This window comes from Vibrio lentus (assembly GCF_002875945.1).
GTDB lineage: Bacteria > Pseudomonadota > Gammaproteobacteria > Enterobacterales > Vibrionaceae > Vibrio > Vibrio apostichopi.
Window position 1 is genome coordinate 83634 of the sequence record NZ_MCZK01000144.1, and the last position, 12313, is coordinate 95946.

At 45.3% G+C, this 12313-nt stretch carries 10 protein-coding genes; 7 read left to right on the top strand and 3 right to left on the bottom strand.

The genetic code is table 11. The annotated features are described in order from the left end of the window. The first annotated feature begins 314 nt into the window (after positions 1 to 314). Together BCT49_RS16505 and BCT49_RS16510 are read left to right on the top strand one after the other, a co-directional pair. Positions 315 to 617, top strand: coding sequence for a PTS fructose transporter subunit IIB (locus BCT49_RS16505; RefSeq protein ID WP_010432939.1), 303 nt, complete (start codon positions 315 to 317; stop codon positions 615 to 617). A gap of 7 nt (positions 618 to 624) precedes the next feature. Then, positions 625 to 1398: a PTS sugar transporter subunit IIA gene (locus BCT49_RS16510; protein ID WP_016767002.1), complete on the top strand. Its 774-nt coding sequence runs from the start codon at positions 625 to 627 to the stop codon at positions 1396 to 1398. Positions 1399 to 1546: 148 nt separating this feature from the next. Here BCT49_RS16510 and BCT49_RS16515 read toward each other — a convergent pair whose 3' ends face one another. Beyond that, on the bottom strand, positions 1547 to 3325 hold the full coding sequence (locus BCT49_RS16515; protein WP_102436691.1) for a sodium:solute symporter family protein: 1779 nt from the start codon (positions 3323 to 3325) through the stop codon (positions 1547 to 1549). Between the two features lie 573 nt (positions 3326 to 3898). After that, positions 3899 to 4738: a helix-turn-helix transcriptional regulator gene (locus BCT49_RS16520; RefSeq protein WP_102436693.1), complete on the bottom strand. Its 840-nt coding sequence runs from the start codon at positions 4736 to 4738 to the stop codon at positions 3899 to 3901. Positions 4739 to 5116: 378 nt separating this feature from the next. Between BCT49_RS16520 and BCT49_RS16525 the strand changes: the two genes are divergently transcribed. From BCT49_RS16525 to BCT49_RS16540, 4 genes are all read left to right on the top strand, one after another. Continuing rightward, complete coding sequence (locus tag BCT49_RS16525; protein WP_102436695.1) at positions 5117 to 7021, top strand: PTS fructose transporter subunit IIABC; 1905 nt, start codon at positions 5117 to 5119, stop codon at positions 7019 to 7021. A gap of 117 nt (positions 7022 to 7138) precedes the next feature. Then, entirely contained in the window at positions 7139 to 8356 is a 1218-nt protein-coding gene (gene manA, locus BCT49_RS16530) for a mannose-6-phosphate isomerase, class I (protein WP_102436697.1), read from the top strand. 258 nt (positions 8357 to 8614) lie between these two features. After that, the gene (locus BCT49_RS16535; protein ID WP_054541497.1) at positions 8615 to 9055 is read left to right on the top strand and encodes a PTS sugar transporter subunit IIA; all 441 of its coding nucleotides are present in this window, start codon (positions 8615 to 8617) and stop codon (positions 9053 to 9055) included. Positions 9056 to 9068: 13 nt separating this feature from the next. Then, positions 9069 to 10502, top strand: coding sequence for a fructose-specific PTS transporter subunit EIIC (locus BCT49_RS16540; RefSeq protein WP_102436699.1), 1434 nt, complete (start codon positions 9069 to 9071; stop codon positions 10500 to 10502). 75 nt (positions 10503 to 10577) lie between these two features. On the opposite strand, the gene BCT49_RS16545 is transcribed toward BCT49_RS16540, so the two are convergent. Further along, positions 10578 to 11354 (bottom strand): transporter substrate-binding domain-containing protein, encoded by a 777-nt coding sequence (locus BCT49_RS16545; RefSeq protein ID WP_102436701.1) that lies wholly within the window; start codon positions 11352 to 11354, stop codon positions 10578 to 10580. A gap of 124 nt (positions 11355 to 11478) precedes the next feature. Between BCT49_RS16545 and BCT49_RS16550 the strand changes: the two genes are divergently transcribed. Beyond that, positions 11479 to 12219 (top strand): amino acid ABC transporter permease, encoded by a 741-nt coding sequence (locus BCT49_RS16550; RefSeq protein ID WP_061033888.1) that lies wholly within the window; start codon positions 11479 to 11481, stop codon positions 12217 to 12219. Positions 12220 to 12313 lie beyond the last annotated feature (94 nt).

Below are 12313 nucleotides of genomic sequence, written 5' to 3' on the forward strand. Positions count from 1 at the left end.
CCTCGTCCGAGTACCAATTTGAGTGAATGAGATAAAGAGGTTAATAAGATGAAAAGATTAACGGTGTGGGGGCACTCAATATATAGGACGAAAGGTGCATTAACTAGATTATTGTAACCAAGAACTCAGAGTGTGACGTCCACCTTAGAATAAAAAACGGCAATCCATAAAATCCACAGAACCCATAACAATATCGCCCCTCCCCTATGCGAGCTTTCCATACTGGATTTCTCATGCAAGATAGCTTTTGCAAAATAGCTTCTGAAAGGTAGCTTATGTAACGTAACAGGGACGAGATTAAGCCGAGAATAATAATGAGAATTGTAGCGGTAACTGCGTGCCCTACAGGCATTGCACACACCTATATGGCAGCTGATGCTTTAAATAAAACAGCCCCTAAATTCAACGTTTCAATCAAAGTTGAAACACAAGGCGCTATGGGTATTGAAAACTTACTCTCTGCACAGGACATTAGCCTCGCAGACAAGGTGTTGATCGTCTCTGATATCGACATTGAACAGCCAAGTCGCTTCGACCCAGCTAAAACCTTATTCATTCCCATGGAAGAGGTATTGTTGAGTGTCGATAAAGTCTTTATTAAGCATTGTCGAACCTAAACCTTTCATGAACGAATATCAGATCACCTTCTTCGTTGACGATCCTGCAGCTAACTCACACGTCGCGCAGCCACTTAGCCGTTTGGCAAAGAAATTCAAAAGTACCATCCGTATTATCAATATCACTCAAAACCGAACGGCTGATCTCTCCAAATCTGTTGCGATGTTGCAAGTGGGTTTACTTCGTGGTGATTTGTGTCAGATCACCGCCATTGGCATCGATGCCGAGCTAGCGTGTTTCGTTCTTAAAGATGTGATTGCTGAGCATTACGCTATGGTCGGCTCGCAAGTGAACCATGAGTTCTCGAAGGACTTAATCCAACGCATGCCGCAGATATGTCCACCTTGTGACATCAAGTGGCACCATGCCAAAGCACAAACTCAACTGACCAAATTTGAGTGCTTGAAAGGGCTCGCTCACCTCGTTTACCCACAAGACCCAGATGAGCTGATTCTTGCCTTTATTAAGCGAGAGGAACGCTCGTCTACGTGTGTATCACCGGGGATCGCACTGCCACATGTAATGTTTGAATCAACTCAGGATCTTTCGATTGCAGTCATTGTCAGTGATGACCCGATTGATTGGGCTTCACGCATTGGTGAGGTGCACGTTGCTATCGCTTTGGTATTGCCAACGAAGCCACAGCGAGAGCATATTGTGGCGGCCACCAACCTAACCAGAAACCTGCTCCATGATCAGGTCAACGAGCGTTTACAAAAGACTCGAAGCAGCGTCGACCTACAAGCCCTATTGATGTACATCTCTTCACGCCTGATTTAGTTCTTCTCTCTCTTTTAAATTCAATTTATTAATCAACTAAGTTATTCACTCCATTAGTTGTAATCTCCATTGTTCGCACAATAAAAAACGGCTGAGCAATCACGCTCAGCCGTTCTATTCTAAATTGCTTTCTTGTAAGTTTAGTTACCTAAGCCGTTTTGTTCTCTTGTTTCGCATCTTCCACCGAGTCGTCCACGGCTTTCACCAGCATCAGACCAACGATGAATACGATACCGCCACACAGTACGAACATCATTCTTCCCCAGAATGGGTTAGGTAGAGCAAACATCGCCATTACTGCCACACCAGACACTGCAATCAGTGAACCCAGCATGTAACGTTGTTTGTTATCCAGTTTCTTCTGCGCTGTTGATTCAGAAACCAACGGTGTCGCAAGGTTGTTGAAGAAGGTATCAACATCTTTCTGACGAGTCGCTTCTAGTGGTTTGTAGAACAAAGTCGACAGAATGAAGAAGCCACCTGTAAACGTTAAGTGAGCAATCAGACCTACCGCTACTTTCAAGTCAGACCATTCACGGCCTGTTAGCGGCTCTAGGTTGAACCAGTTTTGTAGCATTTCAGCGGTAATAACGAAGCCTACGATGTAAGACACAATCGCGCCAACCACTAGCGTGCCCCAACCTGCCCAGTCCGGAGTCTTTTTAATGAAGAAGCCACAGAATGCTGGAATCGTCATTGGGAAACCGATTAATGCACCCACGTACATCATGGTATCGAACAGGCTCAAACCTTTCAGCGAGTTGATAAACAGTGCGATAAGGATGATAGCGACACCGAAGACCGAAGACATCAACTTAGACACAACCATCAACTCTTTCTCTGTCGCGTTTGGACGAAGAATCGGTTGGTAGAAGTTGATAACAAAGATACCTGAGTTACGGTTTAAACCTGAGTCCATTGAAGACATGGTTGCTGCAAACATCGCTGCAATTAGAAGCCCTACCATACCTGCTGGCATGTATTGCTCTACAAAGTATAGGTAAGCAAAGTCGCCCGCTTTAGAGCCTGCATCTGGATAATGCGCCGCAAGGTCAATGCCTTGTCCAGCGACAAACCAAGGTGGCATGAACCAAATGATTGGACCGATTGTCATCAGAATACATGCCAACAGAGCCGCTTTCTTCGCGTTCTTTGAGTCTTTTGCCGCTAGGTAACGGTAAGAGTTCAACATGTTGTTGGTGATACTGAACTGCTTGAAGAAGATGAAGAATGCCCAGATTCCGAAGATGCTTACGTAGTTCAGATTGTTACCAGAAACGAATGATGCGCCTTCTGCTACAGGGAAGTCATTAATGATCTCAGTAACACCGCCACCTTGCACAATAGCGACCGCAGCACACGTTACTGTTACCGCCATGATGATGACCATCTGCATGAAGTCAGATGCGATAACCGCCCATGAACCACCAGTCACCGACATAACAAGTACAACAAGACCGGTTAGAACGATGGTTGTCGTCATATCGAAGCCAAAGATGCCCGATGCGATAATCGCCAAACCGTTCAGCCAGATACCCGCAGAAACAATACTGTTCGGCATGCCAGACCAAGTAAACACTTGCTCGTTGAAGCTACCAAAACGCATACGAATCGCGTCAATTGGCGTGACTACACGCAGCTGACGGAATTTCGGAGCGAAGTACAGGTAGTTCATCAGGTAACCAAAGGCGTTCGCTAAGAAGATAACCGCGACAGCCATACCATCGGCATACGCTTTACCTGCTGCGCCAGTGAAGGTCCAAGCACTGAACTGAGTCATAAACGCAGTCGCGCCAACCATCCACCAAAGCATGTTACCGCCCCCGCGGAAATAATCACTGGTTGTACTGGTGAACGTTCTAAACATCCAACCTATTGCGATAAGGAAAAGGAAATAAATTCCTACGATCAGAGTATTGAGTTCCATGTATAAGTCTTCTTTATTATTAATATCTGAAGAGCATATTATCCGTAGAAATTTTAATTTGTAGTATTATAAGTCAAGATTGTGGTAAGCCGTATAAACCTGAATATTTAATTTTTAGACCTGAATTACATGTTAGTTAACAAAGAATATAATGCTATAAACTAAACATTAAAAATCAATAGATTACAGACATTTCAATCAGTAAGTCAACCAACAACAACGGGCTTTTATCGTCTCGATAAATGAATTTGAATTTACTTTAAAACCATTTAATGCACCCATTTTATATCTAAGCCCTTAGACGTTTAATCCCATTAATAGAGAGCGAAAAATAATAAGCAACTCGCAAAACCAAACCTTGTTGTTATTAATTGGAGCTATATAGAGAGTCGCAATAAATACACAAATATCAAAGAAAGGTTTGATAATAGATAAGGAAAACAGTCGAGAAGAGAAAGCTTAAAAGAAAACAGGGAACATATTGATCACCACCACACAGAGTCAGTTGTGATGACCAAGTCATACAAAATTCGCTCGTCTAAAATCAGATCGAGAAGATAATTTGAAACAGTATCAGATAGATCCACGATATTCGGTTGGGGTTTTTCCTGTTCGGTTTTTAAATACTCGGCAGAAGTAGTTCACATCTTTGAAGCCACAACGGACTGACACTTCATTGAGCTTGAAGTTGTACTTTTTGAGCATGAACTTAGCACGATCGACCCGCACGCGGGTGATGTATTCTGCCAGCGTCATGTGGCCTTGTTGACGGAACATTCGCGACAAGTGATTGGCTGAAATACTAAAGCGCGAGGCGATACTGTCTCGGGTGATATGACGGTGGAAATTCTCTTGAATGTAGATACAAATTCCCTGATAGACATCCTGCACTCGGCTGTGGGATTTCTCGACTGGCGCATCCAACATCGTCTTACTGTATTGCAGTAGCGCTTGCAGTAATAACTCGTCCATTGGCTGCTTGTTACTCTCTCTCGCGAGTGAGCTGAGCGCCTCTAGAATGTTATCAATCGCAAAACCAGAGCGAGTCTGAATACTGTGCTTTTGAATATCATAGAAGCTCTCCTCGCCTTTGCGTTTGCTCACCAAACTTAAACCCAGCTGGCGACGCCCAAATAGCATGCTCAGCACCGAGCAGTCAGTGTCCCAATTGGGTTTATTCCAACAGTTGGGTGGGATGAAAATCGCGTCTCCGGCTTTGGCAATCACGTTGGTGATCTTCCGATCATGACTCTCCATTTCATTAATATACTCTCCGTTCAGCACTAGCTCTAAACGTGGAAAGTTCACCTGATAACTGCATGCTGAAGGCGTATGAAAATCTCCAGCAAACCAGATGTTGTGAAACGGTTCTCGCTCGTTTAACACCGACGAGATTAGGTCATGAAATATCATTCTTCGAACTCTTATGGGCAGCAATAAGGCTACGGGAATAGATATACTCCTTAGTGAAACATAGTGCTATTGAGCAAAATCACAATTTGAGATCTAGGTTACAAAAATCCAGTCGTGGAAATAAATCTCCAGTCACAAATCTGGTATGGCACGTAATTTCTCTAATAACCCAACACGCTACAGCCCTTATAAATAAAAGCTTCATCACCTCAGAATCGCTGTCAACAGTGACCAAAAAACGCACCACTAACCGATCAAAATCACACTCCATTTAGAACGCATTAATCATCCAGTAAATGCATTTTTTCTTCACTACAGAAGGTAAGCCGTAGATTCCAGAATACCCCTAACAAAATAAAAAAAGAGTAGGGGTTCATTATGATCACGACATTGATCAATCAAGATTTGATTAAGCTTTCGCTTAACGCTGATTCAAAAGAAGACGTATTTAAAGAGCTGATAGACGTGCTTTATGCGCAAGGTCGAATTTCAGACAAAACACAGTTTCTTGCCGACATTAAGGCGCGTGAAGAGCAAGGTAATACAGGGTTTGAAGAGGGCATCGCCCTACCACACGCAAAAAGCAGTGCGGTGATCAAACCTGCGGTTGTTATCGGCGTCCATAGACAGGGCATCGAGTACGGCGCCGATGACGGTCAGCCATCAAAACTGTTCTTCATGATTGCTTCTCCTGATGGCGGCGATAATCACCACATCGAAGTATTGGCAGAGCTTTCTTCAAAACTGATTGAAGAAGGTTTTATCGAAAGCTTTATGAATGCTCAATCTGAACAAGAAGCATTGGAACTACTGCTTACCAAACCAGAACCTTCAGTAACCGAAACCAACATTGAGAAGCAAGGCTTCATCATTGGCGTGACTGGCTGTCCTGCTGGCGTTGCACACACTTATTTGGCAGCAGAAGCACTAGAGAAAGGCGCTGCAGCACTTGGCTACGACATCAAGGTCGAAACCAACGGTTCTATTGGTGTTAAGAACAGCCCGACTCAAGAAGAGATTGAACGCGCAGACGCGATTGTCGTGGCTTGTGACAAGCAGGTCGACATGGCTCGCTTTGCTGGAAAACGTGTCATCTGCACCAACGTAAAAGCGCCAATCAAAGACGCGCAAGGCTTAATTAAACAAGCACTCAACGCACCTAGCTACCAAGCTGAACAAACACCAACCAATCAATCTGTTGTAGAAAAAGCCTCACAAGCGCGTTCAGACCTTTATCGTTACTTGATGAATGGCGTATCTCACATGATCCCATTTGTGGTGACAGGCGGTCTTTTGATTGCCCTAGCACTAGCCATTGGCGGCGAACCAAGTGAATCCGGTATGGCAATTCCTGCTGGCAGCATGTGGAACCAAATATTAGAAGTGGGCGTGGTTGCCTTCACCCTGATGATCCCAATATTGGCTGGCTACATTGCTTACGCGATCGCTGACCGTCCTGCCCTAACTCCTGGCTTAATTGGCGGTTGGATTGCTAACAACGGCTCTTTCTACGGCGCTGACGCAGGCACAGGCTTCATTGGCGCAATCATCGCCGGTCTATTAGTCGGTTACTTCGTTAAATGGATCACCTCGTTTAACTACCACAAATTCGTTCAACCACTTGTACCTATCATGATCGCTCCGATCACTGGCTCTCTATTCATCGCGGGTCTGTTCATCTTCGTCATTGGCGCGCCTATCGCGGGGCTAATGGATGCTCTGACTGCCCTACTTACTAGCATGAGTACAGGCAATGTGGTTCTGCTTGGCATCGTACTAGGTGGTATGGCCGGATTCGATATGGGTGGCCCGTTCAACAAAGTAGCGTTCCTATTCTCGGTTGGCATGATTGCTAGCGGTCAAACTCAGTTCATGGGGGCAATGGCATGTGCAATCCCTGTCGCTCCGCTAGGCATGGCTATCGCGACCAGATTGGGCCGTAAGTTCGACCTGTTTGAATCTTCTGAAATCGAAGCAGGTAAAGCAGCAGGCGCAATGGGCTTAGTAGGTATCTCTGAAGGCGCGATTCCTTTCGCGGCTCAAGACCCAATGTCAGTAATCCCTGCCAACGTACTTGGCTCAATGACGGCCGCGGTAATGGCGTTCTCATTTGGTATCACCAACAGCGTTGCTCACGGTGGTCCGGTTGTTGCTCTGCTAGGCGCAATGAACTACCCAATGCTGGCACTTCTGTGCATGGCATCAGGTGCGGGTGTGACTGCGGTTACTTGTATCGCGCTTAAAAATCTACGCAAAGCCAAGCTAACGACAGCCGCGGCTTAAGCCATTTCAACTCCAATGGCTTGAGCCCTTCGACCCTACTGTTTTTAGTAACTAATACTTTTAGCAACGAATAAGTCGATTACAGCTCAAGCCATGTTTCCCTTCATGGTGATTTCGATGTCTGATTTTTCTTTAGCGAACGACTCGTTCGTACAACGCTTTTTCTACCCTATGACCAACGTGATTCAAAACTACGCATGGGGTAGCCCTTCTTCGTTCAATCAACTGTTTGGTATTGATAACCAGTCTGGTGAACCACAAGCGGAGATCTGGATGGGCGCTCACCCGAATGGTTGCTCGATGGTGACTGATAACGGGCAACAGACCACCCTTTCGAGCTTGATTTCTAAGAACCTAAACCTGTTTTTAAGCGAGAAGGTGGCGAGTCGTTTTGGCGAACTGCCGTACCTGTTCAAGGTGTTAGCAGCAGAGAAAGCACTGTCTGTTCAAGTTCACCCAAACAAGCAACAAGCGGAATCTGGCTATGCTCTTGAAGAGCAGCAAGGTATTCCGATGACCGCAGGCAACCGTAACTACAAGGATGCCAACCACAAGCCCGAACTGGTGTATGCCCTAACCGACTACACCGCAATGAATGGTTTCAGGTCTATCAACGAGATCCTTGAACACTTCCACTACCTCGGTATTCCAGAGTTACATTCGATGGTTAACGATCTCGCGGGCGATCAAACTCCCAATGGCTTAGCCTGCTTTTTTGCGAGTCTGTTGTCTTTAGAAGGTGAACAAAAAGGAATGGCGCTTACCATGTTGATCATGAAGGCCAAACTTTCTGATAAACGTGTATTCCAATTGATTTCAGAACTGGAAGATCAATACCCAGGTGATGTCGGCCTGTTTGCGCCGCTACTATTGAATGTGATTACCCTAAAGCCGGGGCAAGCCATGTATCTGGACGCTGAAACACCTCATGCTTACATCAAGGGTACAGGCTTAGAAATCATGGCGAACTCCGATAATGTGCTGCGCGCGGGGTTAACGCCTAAGTACATGGACGTAAATGAACTGGTTTCTTGTACTCGATTTAATGAGAAGCCTGCGGATAGATTACTACTGAGCCCGATCGAGCAAGGTGATGTAATGGAATACCAAATTCCAGTCGAGGACTTTAAGTTCTCTATCGTGCAAAACTCACATCAAAGAAAGATCACCACTGAGGGGGCAGAGATCCTGCTTCCGCTCGACGAGTCTATGGTGCTCACTCACCAATGTGGTGAAACCTGCGTAATAGAGAAAGGCCAGTCGGTATTCATTCCGGCTTATGCTGAGAGTTACAAACTGGACTGCGTTGGACGTGTAGCGCGCGCTTACAACTAGCTCCATCACCACTAATCACACACTATCTATGCCCTGCTTATTCAGGGCATTTTTGTTTCTGAAGAGGCAAGTCTACGTGTCAAAAACATAAAAAATACGTCATCAAATATGACCCAACTCACACCGCATTAATGATGCAAATCACACTTAATTTTGCTGGATACAAATGTACAGTGAAGGGCTTTTATTTGCTATTTCGCGAATCGGGTTAATCCATTAATTTTAATTCAAGAACTTCAATAGTGAATGAGTTAATAAATGATCACACAGCTAACTAACGTCAACTTAATTAATAACAACCTTCAAGCGAATAATAAAAAAGAACTGTTTGAAGAATTGGCAGGCATGTTATTTGAGAACAACCGAATCAGTAATAAAGAAGCCTTCTTGGCAGACATCGAAATTCGTGAATCTCAAAGCATTACCTCGATGGACGGCATCGCTTACCCACACTCAAAAAGCAAGGCTGTCACTGAGCCGGCAATCGCTGTCGGTGTTAAGCGCGAAGGCATTGAGTATGGCGATGAAGACGGCATTAACCCAACCGTGTTTTTTATGATTGCCTCACCAGACAACGGTGCTGACCATCATATTTATGTACTACAAGAACTATTTGGAAAATTCAGCGATGAATTTATTCAAGATATCCATAACGCAAAAGACGAACAACAGATCCTTAATATTTTAATTAATTCATAAGGCGTAGAAAATTATGAGCACCCTAACAACTCAAGCTACGAATACCAGTAGCAATTCTAATAAAACAAATAAAAACAGTAGTAGCGACTTTAAAAAAATCCTTAGTACCATGAAAGGTCACCTGCTTTTCGGAACCTCACACATGCTACCTTTTATCGTAGCCGGTGGTGTTCTGTTGGCTTTAGCGGTCATGGCATCAGGCAAAGGTGCAGTACCAGCAGACGGTTTGCTGGCAGACATCTCTAATATCGGTATCAAAGGCCTTGTTCTTTTCCCAATCATTCTTGGCGGCTTTATTGGTTACTCAATTGCAGATAAACCCGCACTAGCACCAGCGATGATCTCTTCTGGCATCATGGCTGACATGGGCGGCGGCTTCCTGGGCTGTATCGTGGCTGGCTTCATCGCCGGTGGCGTGGTGTTCCAACTTAAGAAGATCCCGCTTTCTGCAAACATGACGGCGCTGGGGGCTTACTTCATCTACCCGCTTCTAGGCACATTAATCTCTGCAGGTATTGTACTGTGGGGCATCGGTGAGCCAATCAAACTGTTCATGTCTTCAATGAACGAGTTCCTAGCTTCAATGGCTGGCGCATCTAAGATGGTTCTGGGCACAATCCTTGGCGGTATGACGGCGTTTGATATGGGCGGCCCTATCAACAAAGTAGCGACCTTATTTGCTCAAACTCAAGTAGACACGCAACCTTGGCTAATGGGCGGTGTAGGCATCGCGATTTGTACACCACCTCTAGGTATGGCATTGGCAACCTTCCTATTCAAAAACAAGTTCTCGAAACAAGAACAAGAAGCAGGTAAAGCAGCAGCAATCATGGGCTCTATCGGTATCTCGGAAGGTGCTATTCCGTTCGCAGCGAACGACCCAATGCGCGTACTGCCTTCAATCGTTGCCGGTGGCATCGTGGGCTGTGTGTTCGGCTTCATGACAGACGTTCTACTACACGCCCCATGGGGCGGCCTAATCACTGCGCCAGTATCAAGCAACATTCCAATGTATGTAGTGGGTATTGCACTTGGCTCGCTAACCACAGCGGTTATCGTTGGCTTCTGGAAACCAGTCTCGGTTGAAACAGAAGAAGACATGCTTGAAGCAGCGCCAGTACAAGCTCAAGCGGCTCCTGAAGCAGGTGAAGGCGAATATGACATCGTAGCAGTAACTTGTTGCCCTTCTGGTGTTGCACACACCTTCATGGCGGCAAAAGCACTAGAGAAAGCAGGCTTAGCAGCAGGCCTTAAGATTAAGGTAGAAACTCAAGGTCAAAACGGTATTAAGAACCGCATCACTGACCTAGATGTGGCGAATGCGAAACTGGTTATCTTGGCTCACGATATTCAAGTGAAAGATGCTCACCGCTTTGCCAATGCGAACGTGATTGAGTGTTCAACCAAAGAAGCGATGAAGAAAGCCGCAACACTGATCGTCGCATAACCCAACGTCAAGTTAGCTCCTAACTCTAGAGCCCTACCCCCTAAGGGCTCTATTTTTCTCTTCTCTATGAGCTCGTTACATGCTCTTCAGTCCCCACTTCTCAGCGGTTTGCTTGAAGAAACCTTGCGTCTTTTTCAATTCAACCCAGTGGTTAATGTAGTTAATCCAAACCTGATCATCTTGTGGTAGTAGCATCGCAATTGGAGTTGGTTTACGTGGCTCTTTCACCGGAACTATCGCGAGTTGTTTAAACTTCTCGACTAAGGTTGCAGCCTCTACGTTTGAAGTCACGGAGACATCGGCGCGGCGAGCTAAAAGCTCTTGGAAATCCCGTGCTGGCGCTTCAATCACGATGTGTTGTGCCGATGGAAAGAAGTCCTTCACCATTTTTTCTTGTACTGTGCCGAGCGTGGCAGCAACTTTGATTTCTGCTTTGTCAAAGTCACTCCAGTAGGAGAACTTCCCTAGGTCTTTCTTTTGCACAACAGGGACGAAAGCCAGATAGAAATAGGGTTGGCTGTACCCCGCGACTTTTGCTCGAGACATGTTGAGCGATGCGCTGCCAGTCACGTCGTATTTGTTGGCTGTGATGCCATTCACCAAGGTTTTCCAGTCTGTTGCGACGTATTCCACTTTAACGCCTAGGTCCTTAGCCAACTCAGTCGTGACATCGATATCAAAGCCGCGGTAGCTATTGGTCGCTGGATCCTTCATTGTCATTGGGTTCCAATCCCCAGTTGTACCAACGCGAAGAACTCCGGCATCGAGTATCTCCTGCAAACGACTTTGTGCATGTGCAATTTGTGTAAAAGCAAGTAAGCACATTCCTAATGCAATTAAGCTTTTCTTCATTTTTTATTCCTTCAAAGAATGCTGATTTCTAAGTGATGAATGTAGATATTCTTCTTAATTATTAACCATTAAACAGATTTGGTTGTTAACATAGCAATAACAAATGGAGTTTTTGGGAGTAAATGTGAACTATCGTCACTTATCGCTAGTTTCTCTGCTGTTTCTGACAGGATGTTCAGACTACCAATGGGGATGGTATGTACTCGACCCGTCGACGGAGCAGGGGCGAACTAACATTCAGTTTTTGATGGCTGGTTTTAGCGAGACTATTCAGGTTTCGTTGCTAAGCATGTTTTTTGCTATGGCTCTGGGTCTATTGGTCGCCTTTCCAGCGCTTTCTAGTTCTCCAATACTCAGGGGGATTAATCGACTTTACGTAGAGGTGATGCGTTCTATCCCTGTGTTGGTATTGCTATTGTGGGTGTATTACGGAATGCCGACATTACTCGATGTCTCTTTGAACCACTTCTGGGCAGGGGTAATCGCATTGACCATTGCCGAGAGCGCCTTTATGGCAGAAGTGTTCCGTGGGGGGATTCAAGCGATTAATCGTGGCCAACATGAAGCGGCCGAATCCTTGGGATTAACCTATTGGCAAAAAATGCGATTCGTTATCCTACCGCAGGCATTCCGTCAGATACTGCCGCCCTTGGGCAATCAGTTTGTTTATATCCTCAAGATGAGTTCGCTAGTGAGTGTGATTGGTTTGAGTGATTTAACAAGGCGAGCAAATGAGCTGGTGGTGAACGAATATTTACCTTTAGAGATCTATACGTTTCTGGTTTTGGAGTACCTTGTTCTTATTTTGGTCGTATCACAAGCGGTTCGTTGGCTAGAAAAAAGAATTGCGATTCCGAGCCATTAAATAGTTCTAACCTTCAAGAGTGTTTAGCTATCTCCAACAAAAAAGCCTCGAGCACAGTCCCGAGCTCCTGTTGATACTCCTCCTAAGAAAAATC